Source organism: Bradyrhizobium sp. MI1.10 (assembly GCF_055811035.1).
Genome location: NZ_JBVVPN010000017.1, coordinates 139620 through 164794, shown reverse-complemented (window position 1 = coordinate 164794; position 25175 = coordinate 139620). Strand labels below are relative to the sequence as shown.

General features: G+C 61.3%; 27 protein-coding genes. 16 read left to right on the top strand and 11 right to left on the bottom strand.

Going from position 1 to position 25175, the window contains the following annotated elements; genetic code table 11:
- From AC0L3K_RS19715 to nac, 5 genes are all read right to left on the bottom strand, one after another.
- The gene (locus tag AC0L3K_RS19715; protein ID WP_473366703.1) at positions 1-990 is read right to left on the bottom strand and encodes a 5-oxoprolinase subunit C family protein; all 990 of its coding nucleotides are present in this window, start codon (positions 988-990) and stop codon (positions 1-3) included.
- Positions 987-1646: a 5-oxoprolinase subunit PxpB gene (gene pxpB, locus AC0L3K_RS19710; protein WP_473366702.1), complete on the bottom strand. Its 660-nt coding sequence runs from the start codon at positions 1644-1646 to the stop codon at positions 987-989. The genes AC0L3K_RS19715 and pxpB overlap by 4 nt, the downstream gene beginning before the upstream one ends.
- Positions 1643-2995 carry an acetyl-CoA carboxylase biotin carboxylase subunit gene (gene accC, locus AC0L3K_RS19705; protein ID WP_473366701.1) on the bottom strand — a complete coding sequence of 451 codons (1353 nt, stop codon included), beginning with the start codon at positions 2993-2995 and terminating at the stop codon, positions 1643-1645. Before accC ends, pxpB begins: the two co-directional genes overlap by 4 nt.
- Before the next feature lie 4 nt (positions 2996-2999).
- Entirely contained in the window at positions 3000-3440 is a 441-nt protein-coding gene (locus AC0L3K_RS19700) for an acetyl-CoA carboxylase biotin carboxyl carrier protein (protein WP_473366700.1), read from the bottom strand.
- 136 nt (positions 3441-3576) lie between these two features.
- Positions 3577-4494: a nitrogen assimilation transcriptional regulator NAC gene (gene nac / locus AC0L3K_RS19695; RefSeq protein WP_473366699.1), complete on the bottom strand. Its 918-nt coding sequence runs from the start codon at positions 4492-4494 to the stop codon at positions 3577-3579.
- Positions 4495-4682: 188 nt separating this feature from the next.
- On the opposite strand from nac, the gene AC0L3K_RS19690 reads away from it, so the two are divergent.
- Both AC0L3K_RS19690 and AC0L3K_RS19685 read left to right on the top strand, forming a co-directional pair.
- Entirely contained in the window at positions 4683-5894 is a 1212-nt protein-coding gene (locus AC0L3K_RS19690; RefSeq protein WP_473366698.1) for an aspartate transaminase, read from the top strand.
- A 23-nt stretch (positions 5895-5917) separates the two neighbouring features.
- Positions 5918-6583: an RraA family protein gene (locus AC0L3K_RS19685; protein WP_473366697.1), complete on the top strand. Its 666-nt coding sequence runs from the start codon at positions 5918-5920 to the stop codon at positions 6581-6583.
- Between the two features lie 223 nt (positions 6584-6806).
- On the opposite strand, the gene AC0L3K_RS19680 is transcribed toward AC0L3K_RS19685, so the two are convergent.
- From AC0L3K_RS19680 to AC0L3K_RS19670, 3 genes are all read right to left on the bottom strand, one after another.
- Positions 6807-7853, bottom strand: a complete 1047-nt coding sequence (locus AC0L3K_RS19680; protein ID WP_473366696.1) for an NADP-dependent oxidoreductase — start codon at positions 7851-7853, stop codon at positions 6807-6809.
- Between the two features lie 167 nt (positions 7854-8020).
- Positions 8021-8959: an NmrA family NAD(P)-binding protein gene (locus AC0L3K_RS19675; protein WP_473366695.1), complete on the bottom strand. Its 939-nt coding sequence runs from the start codon at positions 8957-8959 to the stop codon at positions 8021-8023.
- A 115-nt stretch (positions 8960-9074) separates the two neighbouring features.
- A complete protein-coding gene (locus tag AC0L3K_RS19670; protein ID WP_473366694.1) occupies positions 9075-10688 on the bottom strand; it encodes an acyl-CoA synthetase in 1614 nt (537 codons plus the stop codon).
- 154 nt (positions 10689-10842) lie between these two features.
- Here AC0L3K_RS19670 and AC0L3K_RS19665 point away from each other — a divergent pair, with 154 nt between their 5' ends.
- From AC0L3K_RS19665 to AC0L3K_RS19635, 7 genes are all read left to right on the top strand, one after another.
- Complete coding sequence (locus AC0L3K_RS19665; protein WP_473366693.1) at positions 10843-12006, top strand: ABC transporter substrate-binding protein; 1164 nt, start codon at positions 10843-10845, stop codon at positions 12004-12006.
- Between the two features lie 8 nt (positions 12007-12014).
- Positions 12015-12878 (top strand): branched-chain amino acid ABC transporter permease, encoded by an 864-nt coding sequence (locus AC0L3K_RS19660; RefSeq protein WP_473366692.1) that lies wholly within the window; start codon positions 12015-12017, stop codon positions 12876-12878.
- Positions 12879-12934: 56 nt separating this feature from the next.
- Positions 12935-13873 carry a branched-chain amino acid ABC transporter permease gene (locus AC0L3K_RS19655; RefSeq protein WP_473366722.1) on the top strand — a complete coding sequence of 313 codons (939 nt, stop codon included), beginning with the start codon at positions 12935-12937 and terminating at the stop codon, positions 13871-13873.
- The gene (locus tag AC0L3K_RS19650; protein ID WP_473366691.1) at positions 13870-14622 is read left to right on the top strand and encodes an ABC transporter ATP-binding protein; all 753 of its coding nucleotides are present in this window, start codon (positions 13870-13872) and stop codon (positions 14620-14622) included. Before AC0L3K_RS19655 ends, AC0L3K_RS19650 begins: the two co-directional genes overlap by 4 nt.
- Entirely contained in the window at positions 14615-15337 is a 723-nt protein-coding gene (locus tag AC0L3K_RS19645) for an ABC transporter ATP-binding protein (RefSeq protein ID WP_473366690.1), read from the top strand. The genes AC0L3K_RS19650 and AC0L3K_RS19645 overlap by 8 nt, the downstream gene beginning before the upstream one ends.
- Positions 15338-15411: 74 nt before the next feature.
- Positions 15412-16572, top strand: coding sequence for a cytochrome P450 (locus AC0L3K_RS19640; protein WP_473366689.1), 1161 nt, complete (start codon positions 15412-15414; stop codon positions 16570-16572).
- 5 nt (positions 16573-16577) lie between these two features.
- Complete coding sequence (locus AC0L3K_RS19635; protein WP_473366688.1) at positions 16578-17735, top strand: cytochrome P450; 1158 nt, start codon at positions 16578-16580, stop codon at positions 17733-17735.
- Here the strand turns inward: AC0L3K_RS19635 and AC0L3K_RS19630 are convergent.
- Together AC0L3K_RS19630 and AC0L3K_RS19625 are read right to left on the bottom strand one after the other, a co-directional pair.
- Positions 17710-18447, bottom strand: a complete 738-nt coding sequence (locus AC0L3K_RS19630; RefSeq protein ID WP_473366687.1) for a TetR/AcrR family transcriptional regulator — start codon at positions 18445-18447, stop codon at positions 17710-17712. The two genes, AC0L3K_RS19635 and AC0L3K_RS19630, sit on opposite strands and share 26 nt — an antisense overlap.
- Positions 18448-18607: 160 nt before the next feature.
- Positions 18608-19600: a DODA-type extradiol aromatic ring-opening family dioxygenase gene (locus tag AC0L3K_RS19625; protein ID WP_473366686.1), complete on the bottom strand. Its 993-nt coding sequence runs from the start codon at positions 19598-19600 to the stop codon at positions 18608-18610.
- Positions 19601-19777: 177 nt separating this feature from the next.
- On the opposite strand from AC0L3K_RS19625, the gene AC0L3K_RS19620 reads away from it, so the two are divergent.
- The 7 genes from AC0L3K_RS19620 (at position 19778) to AC0L3K_RS19590 (ending at position 23843) form a co-directional block, all read left to right on the top strand.
- The gene (locus AC0L3K_RS19620; protein WP_473366685.1) at positions 19778-20776 is read left to right on the top strand and encodes an amidohydrolase family protein; all 999 of its coding nucleotides are present in this window, start codon (positions 19778-19780) and stop codon (positions 20774-20776) included.
- A 21-nt stretch (positions 20777-20797) separates the two neighbouring features.
- Complete coding sequence (locus AC0L3K_RS19615) at positions 20798-21187, top strand: RidA family protein (protein WP_473366684.1); 390 nt, start codon at positions 20798-20800, stop codon at positions 21185-21187.
- A gap of 35 nt (positions 21188-21222) precedes the next feature.
- Positions 21223-21849, top strand: coding sequence for an RraA family protein (locus AC0L3K_RS19610; RefSeq protein ID WP_473366683.1), 627 nt, complete (start codon positions 21223-21225; stop codon positions 21847-21849).
- Positions 21850-21857: 8 nt separating this feature from the next.
- On the top strand, positions 21858-22523 hold the full coding sequence (locus tag AC0L3K_RS19605; protein ID WP_473366682.1) for an RraA family protein: 666 nt from the start codon (positions 21858-21860) through the stop codon (positions 22521-22523).
- 164 nt (positions 22524-22687) lie between these two features.
- Complete coding sequence (locus AC0L3K_RS19600; RefSeq protein WP_473366681.1) at positions 22688-22981, top strand: RraA family protein; 294 nt, start codon at positions 22688-22690, stop codon at positions 22979-22981.
- On the top strand, positions 22908-23213 hold the full coding sequence (locus AC0L3K_RS19595) for an RraA family protein (RefSeq protein WP_473366680.1): 306 nt from the start codon (positions 22908-22910) through the stop codon (positions 23211-23213). Before AC0L3K_RS19600 ends, AC0L3K_RS19595 begins: the two co-directional genes overlap by 74 nt.
- A 153-nt stretch (positions 23214-23366) precedes the next feature.
- Positions 23367-23843 carry a MarR family winged helix-turn-helix transcriptional regulator gene (locus tag AC0L3K_RS19590; protein WP_473366679.1) on the top strand — a complete coding sequence of 159 codons (477 nt, stop codon included), beginning with the start codon at positions 23367-23369 and terminating at the stop codon, positions 23841-23843.
- Positions 23844-23920: 77 nt separating this feature from the next.
- On the opposite strand, the gene AC0L3K_RS19585 is transcribed toward AC0L3K_RS19590, so the two are convergent.
- Positions 23921-25126, bottom strand: a complete 1206-nt coding sequence (locus tag AC0L3K_RS19585; protein WP_473366678.1) for an ABC transporter substrate-binding protein — start codon at positions 25124-25126, stop codon at positions 23921-23923.
- Positions 25127-25175 lie beyond the last annotated feature (49 nt).

Below are 25175 nucleotides of genomic sequence, written 5' to 3'. Positions count from 1 at the left end.
TCAGCTGCTCCCCGTGCGGTCGCGATATAGGTCCGCCAGGCGGCGCGCCTCCGCCAGCCAGCGCGCGTTCAGCTCGCCAGCGGCGATCGCTTCGTCCCAGGAAGTTTGCCTGAAGCGGATACGGCTGCCGATCGGCGCCTGGCCGAGCCGCCAGAGGTCGGCTTCGATCACGACGCCGATCTTGGGATAACCGCCGGAAGGCTGTGCGTCGCGCATCTGCACGATCGGCTGTCCGTTTGGTGGCACCTGGATGACCCCGGGCACAATTCCATGGGAGCGGGTTTCGATCGGCGCAATGAGGTGCAGCGGCGCGCCATCCAAACGATATCCGTAGCGGTCGCTCTGCGGCGTGACACGCCAGGGCTCGTTCCACAGGGCCTGATGTGCGGCTTCGGTGTATTGCGCGTATTCGGCGGCCGGCAGGACTCTGACGGCCGGCAGACCGCCTTCCGTCAGAGGTAGATCCAGGGCGGGTGGGCTAAGTCCGAAGCCTCCCCGGCCAGCACCGTTGGCCCTCGCTCCGGCCCGCAGCCTGTCACCGCTGCGAAGCGGCCGGCCTTCAAGACCGCCGAACGTGCCGCGGAGTTGTGTGCTGCGTGAACCGAGCACCAGCGGCACGTCGACTCCGCCGGCGAGGCAAAGATAGGCACGGCTGGCGCGCCATATTCCCTGACGAGGAATGCCCAGGCGCAGAATCTGGCCGGCCGACGCCGTCTGTACCCACCATGGCGGCAGCGGCAGATCGTCGAGAGAAGCCCCGCAATCGGCGCCGGTGATCGCGAAAGCGCAGTCTTCCAGAAAGCGGACCTGGAACGGAAAAATCTGAATCTCGACACCGGCCGCGTGTTCATCGTTTCCCAGCAGGATGTTTCCTGCCGCCAGTGCGAGATTGTCAAGCGCGCCTGACGCTCCAACTCCCCATTTAAGGGCACCGCCACGACCTTGATCCTGCACGGTCGCGAGCGCGCCGGTTTTCATGATCTCGATCATCGGATCACCTTGGCGATCTTGAACTGCAGCCTATCGCCTGGACGAAGCAGCGCCGGAGGGTCGAGTGCAGGATCGAAGAAACGCATGGACGTGCTGCCGATCGTGTTCCAGCCGCTCGGACCGGCCGAGGCTGAAACGCCGGTTTGCGCTCCGCCGATCGAAACCGCTCCGCCCGGAATACTGACGACCGGCGTTTTGCGCCGCGGCGTTGCGAGCCGCTGGTCCATGCCGCCCAAGTAACAATAGCCGGGATGACTTCCCAGCGCGTAGACGACATACGTCGGCGCGCTGTGAATCGCCGCAATTCGATCAATGTCGAGGCCGGTGTGAGCCATCACGTCAGCCATGTGCGGACCACCGTCGCCGCCATAGACGACCGGCAACTCGATGAGGCGTCCCTCGATTCGCATCGGCACGGCCGCAGTCCAGGCCGCGTGCAACCGGTCCTCGATCGGTTTGCAGCGTGCGGGGGGACGCGAGAAGCTCAGCATGAGGTTGTTCATGCCGGGGACTGCTTCGCGTATTTCCGGCCAACCCTCCGCTTCTTTCGCAAGCGTCCAGATGCGCTCTTGCGTGGCAAGGTCGGTTTCGCCGGGCGCCTCAAACAGCAGGGCGCTTGTTCCGAGGACGCTGATGCGTGGCTGACCGGAGATCACATCAGTCCTCCTTCGCGCAATCGTTGCTCCAGATGATGGATGTCAACACTTCCGGCGACGAAGGCCTGGTCCCGCACCAACCGGCGGTGCAGCGCCAGATTGGTGGCAATGCCTTCGACCTGCATCTCATCAAGGGCGATACGCAGTCGGCCGAGTGCATCCTCGCGCGTGTCGCCGTGCACGATCAATTTCGCGATCATCGAGTCGTAGTAAGGCGATACCCGATACCCGGCGCCGGCGTGGCTATCGACGCGCACGCCGTAGCCGCCAGGCAGATCCCACCGTGTTATCGTGCCGGGCGAGGGGACGAAACGTTCGGTATCTTCTGCGTTGATGCGGCACTCGAACGCGTGGCCCCGACAGCGGATATCGGCTTGAGTAAATGTGAGCCGCTCGCCTCTCGCCACGCGGATCTGCTGCTGCACGACATCGATGCCGGTCGTCATCTCGGTAACGGGATGCTCGACCTGCAGTCGCGTGTTCATCTCGATGAAGTAGAAGGCGCCGTCCTCGACGAGGAATTCGAAGGTGCCGAGCCCCAGATAGCCGATTTGCTTGCAGGCTTCGACGCAGCGAGATCCGACCTCCGCCAGCAGAGCTTCTGAAATTCCCGGCGCCGGCGCTTCTTCCAGGATTTTCTGGTGACGGCGTTGCAGCGAGCAATCCCGGCTGCCGAGCCAAACCGCATTGCCGTAGCCGTCCGCCAGCACCTGGATCTCGACATGTCGGGGCCGCGCAAGGAATTTTTCGATGTAAACTTCGGCATTGCCAAAGGATCGACGGGCTTCTTCTTTCGTGACAGACAGTGCGCCGAGCAGGGCAGTCTCCTGCTCGACCACCCGCATGCCACGTCCACCACCACCGCCAGCGGCCTTGACGATGACGGGATAGCCGATCTCGCGCGCGAGATCGCGGATCTGGTCGGGAGCGTCGGGCAGTGCGTGGTCCGGGCCGGGCACGCAAGGTACGCCGGCCGCCCGCATGGCGCGCTTGGCGGCGACTTTATCCCCCATGACCCGAATGCAAGCAGCGCTGGGGCCGATGAAGGCCATGCCCGCTTCTGCGACCCGTTCAGCGAATACCGCATTCTCCGAGAGGAAACCGTAGCCCGGGTGGATCGCCTCTGCGCCGGTGACCTTGGCGGCCATGATGATAGCGGCCTGATTGAGATAGCTTTCACCGGCCGCCGCCGGCCCGATGCAGAGAGCCTGGTCCGCACGGTGCACATAAGGCGCTTGGCGATCTGCTTCGGAATAGACCACAATGGTCCTGAGGCCCAGACTGTGGCACGCCCGCTGAATGCGCAGCGCGACCTCGCCTCGATTGGCTATGAGAACGGATTGAAACATGGCATCAAGCAATGCGCATGAGCAATTGTCCGGCCTCGACCTCGCTTCCAGAAGTCGCCATCACGGCTTCGACGACGCCGTCCCGCCCGGCGCAGATGTTGTTGAACACCTTCATCGCTTCGATGACGCATAGCGTCTCGCCGGCTTTGACAGCCTGACCAACGACGACGAACGGCGATGCGCCGGGAGACGGTGTAAGATGGACGACCCCGAATAGTGGTGCACTCACTTCGGTGTCGGTTTTGCCGGCGATCGCCGAGGCGGCGCCTGGTTCGCGCCGGATGCCTTGGGCGGAAGTCGAGAGAGGCGATCCGGAAACGCGGGTGCGCGAGCCAGCCGCGCCCCGCACCAGCCTGAGCGTCCAGCCGTCCTTGGTCGCCTGCATTTCAGTGAGCTCGGACGATGCCATGGCATCGATGAAAGCCTTGATCTGCTTCAATTCCATGGGCGTATACCCAATTCGGGCCCTCGCGCGGACACGCAGCCAATGTACGAAAGGCTAGCGATGCTTGGGCACTGGCGCCAAGACATAATGGCTTTGTCCCGATAAGGCGCGCTTATGAAGCCGGGCGCTTAGTCGTTCATCCCGATGCGATCTCGCTGCCGTGCAGCGCGGCGATCAGTTCCAGAAGAATATCCCTGATCGCTTGCGCCGGTTCTGAGAGCGGCAGATGGTCGGACTGGCAGAGGGCGAGGGGCGCTTCGATCACCGGGTCGGTGATTCGTGATTGCCAGGCATTGCACGATGCGGCAACTTCGCGAGCCATTGATTCCGGCAGGATCGTGGCTCCAAGACCGTCGGCGATAGCGGCCGTCAGCGTGCTGGCGGATTCAATCTCTGCGACGACCCTGGGCGTCATTCCGGCAGCGGCAAAAGCCTCGTTCACCATCCGGCGCACGACATTGTAGGGGCGCGGAAGAAACAGCTCCAACTCGCCGATCATGCGCAGGGGCACCTGCTCGGGCGGAGCGACCATCTGGTCGGACCCGACCAGGAACAGCTGTTCTTTCAGCAGGGGAACGAACGACAGGCCGTGCACGGCGGTTTGCCCACCGTAGAGCACGGCCATATCCATGCGCCCGTTCATGACAAGTTCGGACAGCGTGTTGCCATAGGTTTCGTTGAGGTAGAGCAATATGCCCGGATGGCGGGCGCGCACCGTCCGCAACAGCGGCAACGCCAATCTGGCCGCAGCCGTGCCGGGAGCCAGTCCGACGGAGACGGCACCCAACAGGCCTTGGCCGGCGGCGTTCATGTCGACTTTCGCCTGGTCGCACTGGCGCAGGATGAGCTGGGCGTGTCGGTAGAGTACCTTGCCAGCTTCCGTCGGCGTGACCCCGCGTTTGGTTCGAAGCAGCAATTGCTGCTTGACCTCGCCCTCCAGCGTCGCCAGTTGCTGGCTGAGCGCCGGCTGCGCCACGTGCAGGATGTCGGCTGCTTGTGTAAGACTGCCGATATCGACGATTTTCACGAAATATTGCAAGCGCCTCAGGTTCACGGATTACTCCCACCGGGCCGTCGCCCTCTACTGCTTGCTCGGCCGGCCTCGGCGCCAGCAAGAACTCTGCCACGTTAGCCGAAATCGCCATCATCTATAAGAGATTCATATCGAGGAAGACCGAACTCGTCTTGGCCTTACCCCGCACCAAAAGATAGCGTCGCGACCCGACAGTATGATCGAGGTCCATGGTGAACTCATCCCGCATCGCAGAGCGCGTCAGGCGAATTAAACCTTCACCCAGCACGGCGGCCGCCGATCGCGCCAACGAATTGCGCCGGCAGGGCAGACAGATCGTCAGTCTGGTGGTCGGCGAACCCGATTTCGACACGCCTGCGCACATTCGCCAGGCGGCGGCGAACGCGATGGATAAGGGTGCGACGCGATACACCCTGATGGCTGGTACCGTGGATCTCAGGCGCGCGATTGCGGCCAAGCTCAAGCGCGAAAACGGGCTGACCTATGCGCTCGACGAGATCATTGCAACGAACGGCGCAAAGAGCGCGATCTATAGCGCGTTCGCGGCCACGCTGGAGCCCGGCGATGAGGTGATCATTCCGGCGCCCTATTGGGTTTCCTACCCCGATATGGCGATTGCCTGTGATGGTACCCCGGTCTTTGTTCCGTGCGAGGAGGCGCAGAATTTCAAGTTGACCGCAGCGCAACTGGAGGGCGCGATCACGGCGCGCACGCGCTGGCTCGTGATCAATTCACCGAGCAATCCGACCGGCGCAAGCTATACGGCCGACGAATATCGCGCGCTTGCTGGCGTGCTGGCGAGGCATCCGCATGTCATGGTGATGACCGATGACATCTATGAGCACATTCGCTACGACGGTGTCAGCGCGCCACACCTTCTCACGGTCGCGCCCGAACTGCGCAATCGCACGCTGGCCATCAACGGTGTTTCCAAGACCTACGCCATGACGGGCTGGCGGATCGGCTGGATCGCAGGCCCGAGCGATCTCGTCCAGGCGATCAACACGTTTCTGTCCCAATCGTCCGGAAACTGCTGTTCGGTCAGCCAGGCCGCAGCCGCGGCGGCCCTCGAGGGCGACCAGGGCTTCGTCGAGCGAAGTGTGGCGATCTACCGGCAACGACGCGACGCCATTCTGCCGCTCGTCAACGCCGTTCCCGGCCTGAGTTGCCGGGCGCCGGATGGTGCTTTCTACCTCTATGTCAATTGCGGAGGCTTGATCGGCAAGACCGCGCCCGACGGCAGACGGCTCGACGCCGACGGCGACGTGGTTCTGTATTTTCTCGAGAGTGCCGGCATCGCGTTGGTTGCCGGAACGGCCTATGGGCTCTCTCCCTATTTCAGGCTTTCGATCGCCACCGACATTGAAACATTGACCGATGGCGTCGCGCGCATCGCGCGGGCCGTGTCGGATTTACGCTAACACTCCACATAGGATTCGAAATCATGCAGATCTCCGGTCTCACGAAGAATGCCTCCGCACCACAGGTGTCGGCCGACATCATCACGGCGCTGCGCGATATACCGGTGGCGCTCCTAAGCGACAATATGCAGCGCAACCGCGGCTCCGTCGGGCTCACGCCGTATCATAAGCCTGCCTCGCTCGCCGGAACGGCCGTCACCGTGCTCACGCGGGGCGGCGACAACCTCGCCATCCTGCGTGCCTTCGAGTTTTGCCGCCCCGGCGATGTCATGGTGATCGACGCCGGTGGCGACACCACGAACGCCGTGATCGGAGGTATTCTATCCTTTTATGGGGCAACGATCGGGCTTGCCGGCATGGTGATCGACGGCGCAATCCGCGACGTAGCGGAAATCCGCGAGCGGACCTTTCCGATCTATGCACGCGGCATCAACCACCGCGGTCCCTACAAGGACGGCCCTGGCGCGATCAATGTGCCAGTCACTGTCGGTGGGATGGTCGTGCATCCAGGCGATCTGATCGTCGGTGACCAAGACGGCCTGCTCGCATTCGCTCCCGGCACGGCTCGCGCGTTGATCGAGAAGGCGCAGAGCCAGCGGACCCGCGAAGAAGCGACGATGGAAGCCATGCGTGCCGGCCGGTGGGACCGCTCCTTCATCGACGCGTTGGAAGCCAGGTGCTCAAACTGACGTGCAACAGGCGGAGCAAGCTGGATCCATGCTAAGGAATTGATTTACTTATGCTTTATCGATTCGCATAACCTTCATTATGGAATATGTTCCTGACAGTTGCACTTGCGAAGCGTCAGCGGTTTGGCTCTCGACTGCCTTGTAAAGCGAGTGTGTCGGTTAGCCCAGCGGGACGTTGAGCAGAGCGGCCTGCGCCGTCAACTTCGTGGTACGCTTTCCGCCGCTACACTTCGCTGGACGCTTCGTCATCGACCTGAACGAGAACGGTACCTTCATTGCTGCCGTTGAACAAGGAGAGCAAGGCACGAGGCAGCACTTCAAAACCTTTGTGGATGTGCTCTCGGTGCACCAACTTACCGGCATTCGTCCACGCGCGGAGATCCTGGATCGCCTCGGCGAATCGGTCTTGATAATTTGAGCAGAGAAACCCCTGCATTCGGATGCTTCCATAGATCAATCGCATCATATTGCGAAGTCCGTCCGGCTGCTTGTCAGTGTCATAGCTCGCGATTTGTCCACACAGTACGATGCGTCCGAAATGCGCCATGTTGTTGACGGCTGTTTGCAGGATCTCCCCCCCGACGTTGTCGTAGTAGATGTCTATGCCTTGCGGAACGAGAGCTCTCAAGCGCTCCGCAACGGGTTCTGTCTTGTAGTCGATGGCTGCGTCGATACCACAGTCACGGACTAGCCATTGGCACTTCTCTGGGCTTCCAGCGATACCGATCACATTCATTCCTTTGATCTTGCCAATTTGGGCGGCGATCGATCCGGTCGATCCTGCGGCTGCCGACACGACGAGGGTTTCCCCGAGTTTGGGTTGGGCAACCATGAGCAGTCCGAAATAGGCCGTCAACGAATTGAGACCGTACCGCCCTAGCGCGTCGAGATAACTCATCCCGATCGGAATCTTAGTCGCGCGGTCCAGATCCGCTGCACGAAGAATGGCGTAATCCTGCCAGCCAGACCGGGCCAGCACGCGATCTCCTACCTTGAAGTTGAGGTTCGCGGACGCAACAATTCGTCCGGCAGCCGATGCCATGACCGGTTCACCCAAAGGCATCGACGGGTACAGGCTGTTTCCGGGCGCCTCCATCCAGTTGCGCATCGTCGGTGAACATCTGAACGCAACGTTACGAACCCGTACATCGCCGTTTTGTAGAGCGGCGTCCGGAACTGAGCTCTCTCGATAGTCAAAATCCTCTGGACGCAACCGCCCGGTCGGCCGCCCCCTCAGAATCCATTGCCGATTTCCTATTGTTTCCGACATTCTCTCTAGCCACTCCAAGCGGATACGGAAGCGCTCGCCTCCGTCAGGCCGACCCCGATTTGGCCCCTCTCGAATCGTCTGTATTCCATGTCCAGCTAGTCTCGCTCTAGAGTGTAATCCGCACGATCGATGTTGCCTTGCGCAAGACCGCAGGCGAAAACGACGCCTCAAGTCGCGAACATCAGCCGTTCTCGATGTTCGGCAAGCCAATTCCTTAAGCAGATAGGCTTCCGTCCCAGGGTGCGTTCGACGAAGTCATTGCGCGCCCATACCACTTCATTGTCTTCCTCATACTGGAAGAAATCCCAAAGATACTTCAGCCGAACCACTCCGAGTTCTTGGTACGCCTGGAAGAAGCTTTCCTTTGTGCCGTCATGTACGATCCTTTCCTGAAAAGCCTCGCTCATGAGCTCCGCCACCTCAGCGAACCTGAGTATATCCTGTCCATTGTTGAGGGTGTGAAACTGACCAATGTGCCGATGATTGTCTGAAAGGAAAAGACGTCCGGCTACTTCCGCAATGTCGCGCGGGTCAATGTAAGGGATCAGACGCTCGGGCCAGATAAGCTTGCGCTCTCTCCGGAGGCCCTCCTTCATCCAGTGGAAATTGTCCATGAATGTCGCCCCTATGTTCAGATAAGTGACGGGCAGTCCGCTCTCGTCGAGAATTTCTTTTGCTATGGGGTGCTGGATGGGAAGACCAAGACCATGCTCGCGAAGCGATCGAGGGATTCGCCTCTGGTTTGCTTCGGGCTGCATTCCGAGAAGGCGTATCACGTGAACGGCAGCCGCTGCCTTCTTCAGCAACACGACGAGATTGGTCATCGCTTCGGTCTCGTCTGCGCCGCTTCTTGTTAGAACGAAGACCCCCTCCATGCCTTCGACTGCTGTTTCGAGTGAGGGAAGATCCAAGTAGCTGGCAACGACGACCTCAGCATGTGGGTGCTCGCGGCGGAGGACATCTCGATTTGCGGGTTTGCTCGTCACAAGCCGCAAGTGAATCTGCGGCGCTTCTTGGTTCAAGAAACGTGCAAGCGGGCTGCCGATGTGGGCCGCCGCACCGAAAATGAGGATCGAACTCGGAATCCTCTTTTGACCTTTAAGCATAATTGGCCTCAACGATCTTGGGTTTGGTGTGGTGATGCATTCTGCGGAAAGAGGAATGCGTAAGAATGCTAAACTAAGGCCTGAAGACGAGCGAACGGTCGAATTGCCGGCCGACTCAAACTTCAAACGTCTTCTGGATCGCCTTGTCGAGCGTCTCGCCGCCCACGAAGCGCTGGCGCAGCTCGCGCTTGAGCAGCTTGCCGCTCGGGTTCTTGGGCAGGGCATCGACGAAGATGACGCGCTTGGGCACCTTGAAGTGCGCCATCTGGCCGGCGCAATGCTTGATGACCGTGTCCTCGTCGAGCTTCTCGCCGCTCTTGACCACGACGATCGCAGTCACCGCCTCGATCCAGCGCGGATCGGGCAGGCCTACGACCGCAACCTCCGACACGGCGGGGATGCGGTAGACCATCTCCTCGACCTCGCGGCTCGCGACGTTCTCGCCACCGGTCTTGATCATGTCCTTGACGCGATCGACCACGGTGATGTGGCCCTCTTCATCGACGGTGGCGAGATCGCCGGAGTGAAACCAGCCACCGGAGAACGCCGCCGCCGTCTTGACCGGATCGTTGTAATAGCCGGAGAGCAGATGCGGCGAGCGGTGCACGATCTCGCCGATTTCGCCGACCTTCACATCCTCCATCGAAGTGTTGACCACGCGCGTCTCGACATTGAGGACGGGCTTGCCCGCCGAGCCGGCCTTGCGCAGCTGGTCCGCGGGACCCAGTACGGTCGCGAGCGGCGCGATTTCGGTCTGGCCGTAGAAATTCCAGAACTTCACGCTGGGCAGGCGGCGCTGGAGCTCGAGCAGCACCTCCACCGGCATGATCGAGGCGCCGTAATAACCCTTCTGCAAGGTCGACAAATCCGTCTTGTCGAAATTGGGCGAGCGCATTATCGCGATCCAGATCGTCGGCGGCGCGAAGAACGATGTGATCTTGTGCGCCTGGATCAATGACAGAATGTTGTCGGCGGTCGGCTTGCCCGTAATCACGCCGGACGCGCCGAGATAGATTTGCGGCCCCAGGAACACGTCGAGCTGCGCGCAATGATAGAGCGGAAGCGCGTGCAGGAATTTGTCGTCCGCGCTCATGCCGCCGTCGATGATGCAACTGACATACTGCCACATCACCGCTTCGTGGGTCAGCATCGCACCTTTCGGCAGCGACTCCGTGCCGCTGGTGTAGACGATCTGGGCGAGATCGCGGCTATCGACGGACGCATCGAGGTACGAGCCGTCGACGTGAAGCAGATCGTCGAAGGTGGTGAGGCCCGCGGGCGCCGTGGCGGGATCCTCGCCCGGCAGCCAGATCATCTTCTCGACCGCGCAATCTCTGGCGCTGGCCGCGCGCGCGGACTCGACGAAATCAGGGCCGGCCGCGAGCAGCTTTGCGCCGGAGCTCTTCAGGATGAAGTTGATCTCGTCCGGATTGAGCATGAAGTTGATCGGCACCAGCACCGCGCCAATCCGGGCCAGCGCGAACCGGAGCGCCGCAAAGGCGTGCGAGTTGCGCGAGAGCACGGCGAAGCGGTCCCCCTTTTTCACGCCGAGGCCAAGAAGGCCGCGACCGAGCCGATTGCAGATCGCGTCCATCTCCGCGAAGGTCCAGTTCACGCTGCCGGAGCTCAAGCCGAGCTTGGCCGGCTCGCGCCGCGCCGACCGCCGCAAAAGATCACCGATGGAATGGTAGCGGGCGTTCGCAACGGTAACTGCAATATCTCCGGTCATCTCTGCTCCTTCAGGTCGCTTTGCCAAAATGTGTCCGGGAAAATCGTCGAGCCCGCCAGGTCCGGACATCTTTCATATACTTTCCACATGGTCTAATTTGTATCAAGAGGGTCCGATAGAGACCTGCCTTACCAGTCAAGGGAGGATGAGTGGCATGATCGCCAGGATCGCAGTCGTGGCCGCGGCCATGTTGGCCGTCAGCGTTCAGGCAAAGGCAGACGACCGACCGCTGAAGATCGGTTGGTTGATGAGCTATACCGGACCGGGCGCTGCTGCTGGCGCTGCCTCCGATGCAGCCATCGAAGTGTTCTTCCGCAAGTTTGGCAAAACGGTCGCCGGTCGCAAGATCGAGATCATAAAGCGCGACACGACGGGGCCTGCGCCCGACGTCGCCCGCCGACTTGCCCAGGAACTGATCGTCAGCGATAAGGTCGAATTCCTTGCGGGAATGGATTACACGCCCAATACGATGGCTGTTGCGCCGCTGTCGACCAGCGCCAAGGTGCCCCTCCTCATCGTTAATTCGGCGACCTCCGGCATCCTTGCCAAGCATCCATTCGCGGTCCGGTTCGGCTTCACCACCACCGAGATGGCGCAGCAGCTCGCCTTCTACGCGGCCAAGCAGAAGCTCAAATCCGTGTACACCTTTGTGCATGAATACGAGCCAGGTCTCGATGCGGAAGCGATGTTCATCCGTGAATACAAGACGGCCGGCGGCACGATCGCTGGATCCGTGCGCGCACCCCTCAAAGCCACGGACTTCTCGGCCTACATCCAGCGGATCAAGGACGCGAATCCGGACGGTGTCTTCGTGTTCATGGCGGCCGGTGAGTTGACGCCAATTTTTCTCCGCCAGTTCAAGGAAGCGGGTCTGGATCCGGCCAAAATCATCGGCATCGGCGATATCACGGAAGAGTCGTCGCTTCCTGCGGCTGGCGACGCCGCTCTCGGTGTCGTAACAGCTTTCCACTATACCCCGACCCATGATTCGGCAGTGAACCGGGAGTTCGCAGAAACGTTTAAGGCTGTCGCCCCAGAGCGACCGCTAGGGTTTATGGCGGTGGTGACCTACGACGTGCTGCGGGCCATCTATAATGCGGTTGACGTGCAGAAAGGTGATCTCAATCCCGAGCGTACGATCGAGCTTCTGAAGCAAACGAAATTCGAAAGTCCGCGCGGCCCGATCGTGATCGATCCCACGACCCGCGAGATCGTCCAGAACGTTTACTTCCGAAAGGTCGAGAAACGCGACGGACAGATGATCAACTCGGAGTTCGCGTCGATTCCCGACGTCAAGGATCCGGGTTCGGCGCGCTAGGGGTAATCATGTTCGGCCTTGTCAACGTCCTGATCGGCGGCATCGCATATGGGTTCGTGCTGTTTCTGATGGCTAGCGGCCTATCCGTTACGCTCGGCCTGATGGGCTTCGCCAATATGGCGCATGCGGCGTTGGCAATGGTGGGAGGCTATACTGCGGCCTTGTTGATCGGCAAGGCAGGATGGCCGTTCCTTGCGGCGGTCGCAGCGGCAGCCGCTACCGCCGCCGCCATGGGTGCGGTCCTCGAGCGCAGTCTTTTCCGGAGGCTCTATAACGCCTCCGAGCTGGAACAGGTCCTACTGACGATCGGCGTCGTGTACGTTTCGATTGCTGCAGCCACGTATTTAGTGGGTCCGGAGCAGATGGCGATCACGGTGCCTTCATGGCTGGACGGAAATCTCCATATCGGCGCTCTCGACGTCAACCGCTACCGCCTGTTCCTGATCGGCTCCGGGGGCGTGCTGCTTGTGTCGCTTCTTGGCCTGATCGATCACACTAATTTTGGCGCCAGGATAAGGGCTGCCGTTTTCAACCAGCGCATGACCGCTTCCTGCGGCATCGACGTCGGAAGATTGTACGCTCTCGCCCTGGCCCTCGGCTCCGCGCTTGCCGGTTTGGGTGGCGCCCTCAGCGTCAAGCTCCTCGGGCTCGACCCGAACTTCCCCGTCAAATTTCTCACCGAACTGTTGATCGTGGTCAGCGTGGGCGGGCTCGGCTCGCTGCGCGGAACCTTCGCTGCCTCCCTCTTGTTCGGAGTGCTTGACGTTGCCGGCAAGTACCTACTTCCCGAAATCGGGGCGTTCATCATCTATGCTACAGCGCTTGCTGTCCTGACGGTGCGGCCGCAAGGCTTGGTTGGCCGTTCGCAATGAGTGATGTCACTCTCGACCTCGCGCGAGCTGCGGTACGCCTCCGCGCAAGATGGACTGTGCTCGAAATTGGCTTCTGGGTCGCAGCTGCGGCTTGCTATATCCTGTTCCCCGGCAAACTCGTTCTGCTGACGCAAATCCTGATCGGCGGCTTGTTTGCGATGTCGCTCGATCTGCTGCTCGGCTACGGCGGGATTGCGTCGTTCGGACATGCCGCCTTCTTCGGGCTTGGAGCCTACACGGCGGGTCTCCTCGGGGCGCATGGCTGGGGCGAGCCGATCTCCGGTGTTCTTGCCGCTGGTCTCGTCGCCGGCGCGCTTGGCTTCGCCTTCAGCGCGCTTATTGCAAAGGTCCGAGGCGCTGCGGTGCTCATGGTGACGCTTTGCATCGGGCTCCTCCTGTACGAAGGCGCGAGCCGCCTGCCTTGGCTCACTGGCGGCGACAGCGGCCTGCAAGGCATCGAGATGTGGCCGCTCCTTGGCCTTTTTGATTTTGATCTCTTCGGCCGCACTGCGTTCTGGTATGCCTATGGCAGCGCGTTGTTTCTCTACCTTGTGGCCCGGCGTTATATTCACTCGCCGGAAGGTCTCGCGCTGCAGGGTATTCGCGAGAACCAAACTCGCGTTCCGATGCTCGGCGTCTCCCTCGCACGCCGCAAGATGATCGCTTTCACGATATCGGCAGCGATCGCCGGCATCTCCGGTGCATTGTTGGCACAGACCACACAAATCGTCGCGCTGGAGACGCTGAGCTTCGAACGGTCTGTTTCAGCCCTCATCATGCTGGTTGTCGGCGGAATAGGCACGCTCATCGGCGGTTTTGTCGGGGCTGCGGCGTTCCTCTGGATGCGCGACCTGCTTTCAACGGTCAATCCGGTCTACTGGATGTTCTGGCTAGGATTGATGCTGATTGCGATCGTCTTGACGGCGAGAGGAGGCTTGCTTGGCATCTTGAGTCTGTTCGCGAGCACGGTCACACGGTGGAGGCGGACAGGATGACGGCTGCGGCCCTGGAGACCCGCGCGCTTTGCAAGCAATTCGGTGCGTTGAAGGTGACCAATGCCGTGAGTCTCCGGCTGAGGTCCGGAGGCCGACACGCGCTGATCGGGCCGAACGGCGCAGGCAAGAGCACACTGATCAACCTGCTCACCGGCGTTCTGGTGCCAAGCAGCGGCAGCATTCTGTTGGAGGGTGAGCCGATCGACCGGCTGACAACCGATCAGCGCGTCGCGCGCGGCCTAGGACGAACTTTTCAGATCAATGCCCTATTCCCGCATCTGACGCCGCTGGAATCGATCATGCTCGCCGTCGCCCGACGCAGAGGGCGGCTCGGCAAACCTCTCCTCGCCTTACATCGGCAGTCCGATACCACGGACGAGGCATTCGAATTGGCCCGTTCCGTAGGCCTTCACCGCGACTGTCTGCGGCGGACCGACGAACTGCCCTATGGTCGACAGCGTCTCCTTGAGATTGCTCTCGCCCTGGCCGGCCGCCCTCGCGTCCTGCTACTTGACGAGCCGGCGGCGGGCGTTCCAGCCGGGGAAAGCTTCGAGCTGATGCAGGCTATCGAGGCGCTCCCAGGCGAGACCGCCGTTCTCTTCATCGAGCACGACATGGATCTCGTCTTCCGGTTCGCCGAGAGAATCACGGTTCTCGTGGCCGGCTCGGTATTTTGCGAAGGCAGGCCGGACGAGATCGCAACCGATCCCGAGGTGCGGCGGATCTATCTGGGAGACGACCGTGACTGAGCCGCTGCTCGAGGTCGGTCAACTTAATGTCGGTTATGGCGAAGGCGTGGTCATCAGCGGACTGTCCCTTGCAATCGAGGCCGGCGGCTCGCTCGCAGTCCTGGGACGAAACGGCGCCGGGAAATCAACTCTGATGCTCGCCATTGCCGGTCACCTCACGCCGCGCTCGGGTCGGATCCGCTTCGGTGGAGAGGAGATCACCACCGTCCCTCCACACAGACGGTGCCGAATGGGCGTTGGTTGGGTGCCGCAAGGCCGTGAGATATTTGCTCCCCTCTCGGTTGAGGAAAACCTACAGATTGCTGCGACCGACGGTCCTTGGACGATCGAGCGCGTTTATGGGATGTTTCCAAGCCTGAGAGCACGACGCACCAATTTCGGCGATCAACTATCGGGCGGCGAACAGCAGATGCTGGCGATCGGGCGCGCCCTGGTGACAAACCCCCGCTTGCTGCTGCTTGACGAGCCGCTCGAAGGCCTCGCCCCCGTGGTCGCCCAGGACGTCGCGCGCTGCATTACCGAGATCACCGAGACGCAGAGCATGGCCGTCATTCTAATCGAGCAGCATGCGGGATTCGCGCTCAGACTGGCTCGACAGGCGATCATCCTGGAGCGCGGTATCGCGGTTCGTCAGGGAGCAAGCAGCGGGGTGGCGGCAGATCGAGTCGCCCTCGAACAATATGTCGGCATCCGGAAGCCCGTTCGCGCCGCGTAAGTCAACGAGCTTGCCTGTTATATTGTCCATATGGTATATTTAGACGAAGGATAAAAAGTGCTTGGGAGAACCGCATGGGCTTTCGTTTCGACCCCGAGGACCGCAGCTTCGTCGACGACCCCTATCCCACCTACAAGGTGTTGCGGGACGACTATCCGGTCTACCTGCACGATCCGAGCGGGTTCTACATCGTCACGCGCAACGAGGACGTGGCGCGCATCCTGAACGACCACCAGGTGTTTTCCTCGGCGCGTGGCAATGCACTGGTCGATTCGCCCCTGCGGGTGGGCAGGACGCTCGGCTCGACCGATGCGCCTCGTCACGACGAACTTCGCCGCGTCGTGATGAAGGGCTTCACGCCTGCGCGTATCGCATCCATGCTGCCCGCGATTCAGCGGGACGTGGCTCGACTGCTCCACGATTTCGGCAGCCGGCGTGAATGTGACTTCATGGCGGATATTAGCCGACCAATTCTTTACGGCGCACTTGGGCGGATGCTCGGGTTGGATGGCGAAGCCGCCGACCGTGCCGCCGTCTTGTCCCGCGACATCTTCCACACCGATACGGGACCGATGGGACCCGCGGCCCGGCCCGGCTTGATGGAAGGCGTCTTTGAATTGCTCACCGAGCAGCTCGAGCGACGCCGCAAGAACCGCAGCGACGACTTGTTCTCGTTCCTGCTTGAAGCGCAGGAGGCAGGCGCGCCACTTTCCGACGGCGAGATCCTGGGCAACATGTCCACGGTACTGCTCGCGGGCAATGCGTCCATTGGACATTATTTCTCGAATTTGATCTACGCGCTGTGGTCCAATCCGGGCGAGCGGCGCAAGTTGCAGGCCGACCCCGGTCTGCTCGATGCGGCCGTGAACGAAGGTGTTCGCTGGGATACTTCCACGCAGGCTTTCGGACGGCAGACCACGAAGGACTTCGAGCTGCATGGCACTGTGATTCCGGCGGACAGCCGGCTCGTGGTCTGCTTCGCGGCCGCCAATCGCGACGAACGCGCCATTCCGGACCCAGACCGCTTCGACATCAACCGGTCAAAAACGCGGCATTTCGGCTTCGGCTCCGGTCCCCACATCTGCCTGGGCGCGCCTGCAGCGCGGGCGATGATACGAACCGTCATGACGCCTTTGCTGTCGGCGCTGGGCGACTATGAGCTCGACATCGCGAACGCTCAACGGGTCGCGCATATGATGGTACGCGGCTTCTACAAGCTCACGATCCGCTGGTGACGGGGGTGAGCACTTTCGACCTTGTCGGCGATGCCTTCGTCAAGGACCCCTACCCGACGTATCTGCGTTTGCGTGCCGAACGTCCGGTCTATTACTGCCATGCCACGAGTCTCTGGTTCGTGAGCCGGCATGCGGATATCGCCCATGCGCTCGGCAATCCCGCGCTGTTCTCGTCTTCCGCCGGCAACGCGCTGAGCGACTCTCCGCTGCGCGTCGGCAAGACTCTGGGCTCGATCGACCCGCCACGGCATGACGAGCTTCGTCGGATCATCATGAAAGGGCTGACCCCGGCCCGCATCGAGCTGGTTCTGCCGTGGATGCGTACCGCGTTGGAAGAGCGCCTGGAAGAGCTCGGCACCCGCCGCCAATGCGACTTCGTCAGTGAGGTCAGCCGTCCCGTGCTGTTCGGCGCACTCGGCAGGATGCTCGGCCTGGGGCCGGATTCCGCGCAGCGCGCAGCCGAGCTGTCGGAGCGATTGTTCCAGCAGGATTCCGGTCCTGCGGGTCCCGCGCTCTCCGAGGAAGAACGTGCCAAGGTCGTCGCCCTGCTAACGGACGAGCTTGCACGCCGGCGCGTCGAACGCGGAGATGATCTTTTCTCAACCCTAATCGCTGTTCAGGAGGACGGAGCCCCCCTGGAAGATGCCGAGATCATCGCCAACATGATGACGGTGCTCCTGGCCGGCAATGCCTCGATCGGCCACTTTCTACCAAACTTAATTCACGCGCTTTGGCGCCACCCCGCGCAGCGATCGCGCGTACTGGCCGACCAGAGCCTGGTCGACACTGCCATCGAAGAGGGCGTGCGCTGGGATACTTCGACACAGTGTTTCGCGCGGATCACATCCGGCCCGGTTACGCTGGGTAGAACCGAGATTCCAGAGCGGAGCCGGGTCGTGCTGCTCTATGGCTCGGCCAATCGGGACGAGAGCGCGATCGCAAATGCCGACAGCTTCGACATTGATCGCGGCAAGGTACGCCATTTCGGCTTCGGCTCCGGCCCGCATATTTGCCTGGGCGCCACCGCAACCCGCGCCGTGCTCCGCACGATTCTGCCGAAGGTGCTGAACACCTTCGGTGACTTCGAGATCGACCTCGCGGCAGCTGTTCGCGTGCGCCACCTGATGGTGCGCGGCTTCAGGAGCCTGCCGCTCGCTTGGTGACCCGTTTCGCGGCCTTGCTGCGAGCCGTTGTCTTGCGCCGCCCAAGGTCCTCCGCGGGCTCGCGAAAGAATAACGCGCAGCAGGCGCGAATGTGCTCATCGACAAACTTTTTGGAAAACGGCGACTGGCCCATCACCTGCTTGACTTCAGCCGAAAGCATGAAGATACGCGTCACGGCACCGATGAACAGATATTGGAGATGATAGGGATCGCCCTCGACGTAGCGCCCTTGCTTCTGGGCAGCCCGGATCAACTTCGCCACGACGTTGAAATAGTTACGCACCCGGTCCTCGACCAGCCAGGTCAGCCGCTCGCTCTCCCGTTTGCCCTCATGTGACATCAGCCAGTGAAAGTTCGGATTGGCCGCGGCGAAGCGGACGAACTGCTCCTGAATAATCCTGAGCTGCCCCAACTCGTCCTTCTCCGAAATGCCCGCGAGGCGGTCCTGGAAGTAACGCCCGAAATTCAGGCTGGTCGTCGAGAGAACGGCCCGCCAAAGCCCGTCCTTGTTCTTGAAATGATAGGTCACGAGCGGATGCTGAACGCCGGCCTTAGCGGCAACCGTCCGGGTCGAGGCTCCCTCGAATCCACGCTCAGCAAATTCCTCGAAGGCCGCCTCGAGGATCCGTTCCCGCGTGTCAAGCGAGCGCTGTTGGCGTCGACGCTGGTTGACAACCTCGTCCAAACTCTCCTTGGTCAGATCCGTCGCCAAAGCAGCTCCGCGTGGCATACCATCTCCACCTGAAGCCTATCCGCCGCAGCGCCGAGTTTGTCAACCACTGACCAGGAGGGCTCGAGGGAACGAAGCCACGCGACCCTGGCGTGAGCCGCTGGCATCAATTCCGAGTCGCCGCTGCTAGCTGCGGCGGACACTATGACCAGGCCGCGAAGCCGATTCCCGTGCCTGTCCCCGCGGGGGTTCTGTATCCGGGATAATATTGCGCCCAATCGTTGACGAGATGCTCGGACATGGCCGCGACCATCACCCAGTTGAGAATTTCGGACGAGCCGGAGTTCAATTCGCCCCTGGTCAGTGACCTGAGGACGGCCGCATCCCTGCGCTTGATGGCGTCGAGGACCTTGCGATCGAGCGTCTCGTCGACGACGAAATGGCTCAGACCGCCGCTAGCCACCACAGCAACCCTGGCATCCAGCTTCGACTGCGAAATCAGCTTCGCGATCGCTTGTCCGACGCCATAGGCGCGCCGCGCGGTCGGAGCATTGGGCGGATAGTAGGTGTTCAGCAGGACCGGCAGAACCGGAATGGACTTTCCCTTGAACAATCTTTCGATGATGAACCCATAGGCGTGGCCAAACCCCGCCTTATGGGGATCATCCACCTTCGCTGCGGCGCCCATATCCACGTCGTTCTCGATCAGACCGTGAATGAGTTCCCGGGCTAGCTCCGGGCAGCCCCGGAACGAATGGACTGCATCCATGGCATATCCCTTCATGACCGTGCCGACCCAATTCGGCGTCTGCGGCGTGAGATGGCGCTCGTGCGTCAGGATCTCCTCTCCATAGAAAATGGAGATCGCCGGCATATTGGACAGGCTGAACAATTCGGCCTGATCGTCACCAACTATGAGGACCACATCAGGCGCAGCCTCTTCCAGACGGTCGGCCATATGATCGAGCGCCTTTTGCGATGCGGCCTCGATCTCCAGGAACTTCGCTTCGGTCGCCAGAGCCGCATAGGGCGCGCCGTTTTCGCGGGCGAGCTCATCATAGGACACGTACCGGCCATCGGAGAGATTGAGGGCCTTGTTTTTTAGATCGTCGGCAGCGCGCTCACTCCAGCGTTTTCCCTCCAGGGCAAGCATGGGGGTGTGCGATGCGGCCAGGCCGAGAACGATTTTCGCCATTGGACACTTCCTCTTATTATTTTTACCAGATGGACCATATTGTACCGAGTGAGCGCGAATGGCAATCGCCTCGCCGCAATCCTTCGGGCTTGCGATGGCTCTTTTTTAAATATACCATGTGGATTATTTAGTGGCCGGCCAAGACCAACGCAGAACCATCAAGGGAGCAACGTCCGCATGATCATCGACGCCCACGCTCATCTCGTCGCACCGCCGAGCTTCTACGCGCACCGCGGGAACCTTCAGGTCGCACGCGGACAATACGGCGTTTATCACGCAAGAATCCCTGACGCGGAGCTCGAGAAATCTGCGGCTCAGAACGTGCAGATCATGGATGGTGTGGGCACCGACCTCCAGGTTCTCTCACCCCGTCCGTTCATGATGCTGCATGGCGACAACCGCTGGGATGACGTCGTCAGCTGGGCGCAGGACAACAACGATATGATCGCGCGGACGATCAAGCTCCACCCCAAACGGTTCCGCGGCGTCGGCGGCCTGCCTCAAGCCACGGGCGTGCCCGTCGAGAAGATGTTCGACGAGATCAAACGGTGCATCAACGATCTCGGCTTCCTCGGCGTGCTGATCAATCCGGACCCGTCGGAGGGCGCCGGTAAGTCACCGCCGATGGGCGATCCGTACTGGTATCCCCTGTACGAGTTCCTGTGTGAGCACGACATTCCCGGTCACATCCACAGCTGCGCCTGCTGCGGTCGCGAGACTTATGACGAGCACTTCATTACTGAGGAGAGCCTCGCCATCACCTCGATCTCGCGATCCGATGTATTCAAGCGCTTTCCCCAGTTGAAGCTCCTCGTCAGCCACGGCGGAGGCTCGATCCCGTATCAGGTCGGACGCTGGCGCTCCAATCGCCAGATGTTCGCAGCCGCCTCGGGCGCCAAAACCGAGACCTTCGACGAGACGCTCAAGCGCTTCTGGTTCGATACGGTGCTGCACTACAAGAAATCGCTCGAGCTACTGTTCGACGTGGTTGGTGCCGACAGATGCGTCTTCGGCACCGAGCGGCCCGGCAGCGGCGGCGGCATCGATCCGACCTCGGGCAAACCCTACGACGACATCCGCCCGGTGATCGAATCGATCACCGAGATGAGCGAAGGGGACAAGAAGGGTATCTTCGAAGGCAACGCGCGCCGTCTGTTCGCGCGGCTTGACGTCTGACCGGTTGGGGGAGGAGCAGAAATGACTGCACGCCGCAGCATCGAAATCGACGGTTTCAGCCATGGCGCCCAGCCGATACCCGCAGCGTCTCGCGTCGGCAATATCGTCATGACCGGCGGCGTCTATGGGTTGGATCCCGCGACAGGCAACATTCCCGACGACCTCGAGAAACAGGCTGAACTGATGTTCGACAATCTCAAGCGCATCATGGCGGCAGCCGGAACCTCGATGGATCGCATCGTCAAGATGACGGTTTACGTGAAGGTTCCGGAAGCCCGGCCGGCCGTCAACAAGCATTGGGTCGCGGCCTTCCCCGATGCAGCCTCGCGTCCGGCACGGCACACCTTCCAGAACGATCATCTGCCGGCGAACATGCTGGTCCAATGCGACGCCATGGCGGTTCTCGAGTGACCACTCCAAGGATGACTGACATCGTCGCGAGACTCGTGGCGCTCGACACTTGCGCCGTATCCGACGCGCTTGACAAGCACGGCTTGCCGGGCGCCGTCATCGGGCTATCCGCTCTCACCGTGCTGACACGTGTCGCCGGAAAGGCGGTCACGACGAAGCTCGGCGCACCTCTGCCGAACCTGCCGAAACGCCACCTCGGCGCGGGGGCGGTGATGGCCGCAGAGCGTGGCGACATCATCGTGGTTGAGCATCGCGGACGAAGCGACGTGTCTGGCTGGGGTGGCTTGCTCAGCCGCGGCGCGGTGAAGAAGGGCGTCTCAGCCGTTCTCGTCGACGGTGCCTGCCGCGACATCGACGAAAGTCGCGCGCTTGGGCTGCCAGTCTTCGCGCGCGCGGCCGTACCCGTGACCGCGCGCGGCCGTATCGCGGAACACGCGTTCCAGGAACCGATCACATTTGGCAACGTAGCCGTCAAGCCGGGCGACTATGTCTTGGCTGATGGGAGTGGCGTGGTGTTCGTGGATCAAACCCGCGCCGAGGACATCATCGCTACCGCCGAGGACATTTTCAGGCGCGAGCAGGTGATGGCGGCAGCCATTGATCGCGGCGCGGCGATCGGCGACGTCATGGCCGGAAACTACGAAGATATGCTGAAAAGGTAACGTGGCAGATGACACAGGATACAGCTGAAAAGCTCAAGACATTCGGGGTGACGACCCTGTCAGATGCACTGGACCGCCTGGGCATTGAGGGGCAGTGTCTCGGAATCATGCCGTTTGCGCGCTCGATGCGTCTTGCCGGCCCGGCCTTTACTATCCGGATGATGCCGACCGGCCAGAGCGGCGGTTCAGTCGGCGACTATATCGATGATGTACAGCCTGGCCAGATCGTCGTCATCGACAATGACGGTCGCATGGACGCCACGGTATGGGGCGACATTCTGACCCTGGTCGCCGACCGCCGCGGCATCGGCGGCACCGTTATTGACGGCGTCTGCCGGGATATCGACCGCAGCATCGAACTCGACTATCCGATCTATGCCCGGGCCAATACGATGCGGACCGGCAAGGATCGCGTCACCGCCGACGCTTACAATGTGACGGTGCAAATCGCCGGCATCCGCATCGCGCCTGGCGACTGGCTGGTCGGGGATGGCGACGGCGTGATCTGCATCCACGCGAACCGACTGCAAGAGGTGATTAAGGTCGCCGGAGAGATCGCAGCCGCGGAGGAGAAGATCCGTAAAGCCGTGCTGAACGGCGAACGTCTCGACGAGACGCGAAAGAAGATGCGCTACCATGCCCTGCAAACGCGAGAAAGCGGCGCCAAGGCTTGAACTCAGACACAAGGTCGCAAGAGAGACGATGATCGGTTTTGCGATTCACGCCCTAACCGGCCGCGTCTCGGCGGAGCTGGCCAACCGGTACAGAGGTCTGCGGACGGCAAAATATCAGCGACTGCATGTCGCGCATGGCGGCCGCGGGAGCCTGACTGCGCCCGATGCAGGCGGGCCGGCAACTCCGGCATCCACGGTCAAGACGCGCCCGGGTGACAATCTCCTGGTTCACAAAGCGCTCGATCTCACCCTGCCCCGGGGACGTCGTCGTCGATGCCGGCGGCGACCTGACCAATTCAATCTTCGGCGAGCTGATGGCGGCCTGCGCCGCCGGCCGCGGCATCGCAGGTGTGGCCATTAATGGGGCCATGCGCGATTCCGAATTTGATCGGGCAGGCGCAGTTTCCCTTTGTGCCGCAGGCACAACATCCGGGGCCCCTGCGCAGCGGTCCTGGTGAAATCGGCTGCAGCATTGCGATCGAGGGCATGGTGATCGGGCCGGGCGACCTCATCGAGGGAGACGCCGATGGATTGGTCTGCGTCCCCTGTGCGCTCGCCGAGAGCCTGCTTCCGACCGTTATGGCCAAGTGCGAGGCGGAGACCGCGAGGTTGCGCGATATCCGGTCTGGCAATGGCTGGGACAGGAGCTCGATCGACAAGATACTCAGAGAACTCGGCTGCGAGTTCTGACCCGCGCCGTGGGTCTGACGGGCCGGTCGCGGTCTGACCGTGTGACCATCCTGCCGTAGCGCCTATCAGGTCCTCCCGGCACGTCCGGTTTGAGGTAGCCTTTGCTTGGCCCGATGTGTAAAGAACTCGGGATTCCCAGGTCAAAGGCTACGAATGACCGACCGCGCCCGAACCACCTACCTGATAAAGCTGCTGGAGACAGAGACTCGCCTGATGATGGATTCGATCCTTCGAATCCACGGCTTCACGACCACCCAATATACGGCGATGAGCATCATCGAAAACGCTCGGGCCCCGCATTCTTCGGCGAGTCTGGCTCGGCGCTTGAGAATCACACCGCAATCGGCGAACGAGACGGTGGCGTCGCTGTATGCCAGAAAACTTATCCTGAAGAAGCCGGATCCAGATGTTCCACGCGCCAAGTTGATCATGCTTTCGGCCAAGGGCCGGGTTGCGCTCTCGGACTTGGATCGAGAGGTGGACAAGGCCGAGGCGAAGATGCTCGCAGTTCTGGCTAACGACGAGCTCGAGACGTTCCGGATGCAACTGCGGCGGATCGTCAGCGCCAGTCGAGCCGCCGCAGCCGACGACCGGAAGCGCTCACGAACGGCGTGCGACGATGTCGCCTAGGATCGAACCGACCGCGGAATTCCGCCGCTCACAATGCGCAAATCGCGTCGATGTCTCCGCAACTTCCGATGTGGCGCCTACTCGCTGACGGCACTATCCGACAAGTCCCAATCCTTGCCGTTGAAGTTCTGGATGTACAGCGTGCGGATTGGCGAATAGTCGGTCGGGGTCATTGCGAACGCAACGCCCGGCAGAAAGGCCGGCGCAACGACCCCCTGCAAGCTCGTTGCTTGCTTGAGCAGATTTTCGCGTGTCAGTTCGTCGCCGCAGTTCTCCAGAACGCGCCGGAGGACCACGGCCTGCGACCATGCGGCGAAAGCATAGTAATTGTCGGGAGCAACGTTCGGGAGGTACTTTGCACGGAACTCCTGAAACTCCTTCACGGCGGGGTCACCGGACCATCTCGGAGCATTGGGATCCTTCGAATACACGGCCGCGACGATCCCCTTCGACGCTTCGGTGCCGGCGGCCTGCAGAACCGGCAACGACGCCGAAACGCTGGCGAGAATATGGAGCGGTCTCCATCCAAGCTCTGCTGCTTTCTTGATAGCCTGAGACGTCGCTTTGCCGAGAGAGACATTGAGAAACGTATCTGCGCCGGACTGCGAAAGTCTCACAATCTGGGCTTCGATCGACGGCTCGGTCAAATCGTAGGACAGCTCTGCGACAACGCTTGCCCCACTTTGACTGGCGAGCAGTACTTCCTTGAATGATTTTGCGAAGTCCCGCCCAAAGTCGTCATTTTGATAGAGGATTGCAACCTTCGCACTTGGCTTCGCCTGGAGAACGTATTTTGCGTCAATGCGCGCTTCCGTCGTGTAGAGGGGGAGCCCAGGCGTGGTCCAGGGGAACTGCTTCGGATTATTCCACTTGCTTGATCCGGTGTTCAGCAGGATCTGCGGGATCTGTTTCGCATTCAGGTACTTCTGGACTGCAAGCTGGGGCGCTGTACCGAGAGAACCTGCCAGACCGAGCACCTCTTCCTGCTCCACCAATCTTCGTGTTGCCTCCACCGTTTTCGGCGGGCTGAACGCATCATCCTCGGAGAGGAAGCTGACCTTCCGGCCGTTGACGCCTCCTTTTTCGTTCACCATACCAAAGTAAGCTTCGTAGGTCCGGCCAATGATGCCGTTGATCGAAGCGGGGCCAGAATATGGCATCGTCTGTCCGATCTTGATCTCGGTGTCGCTCGCACCGGGGTCGTAGGTCTTCGGGCCAGCTATTGCGCACGAGCTCCCCACTTCAATCGCGATGAACAAGGCAAGCAATGCTCGTTTACTCATTGATCTCTCCCCTCCCAAAGTGTTGTCTTTGACATGGACAGCGTGCCTC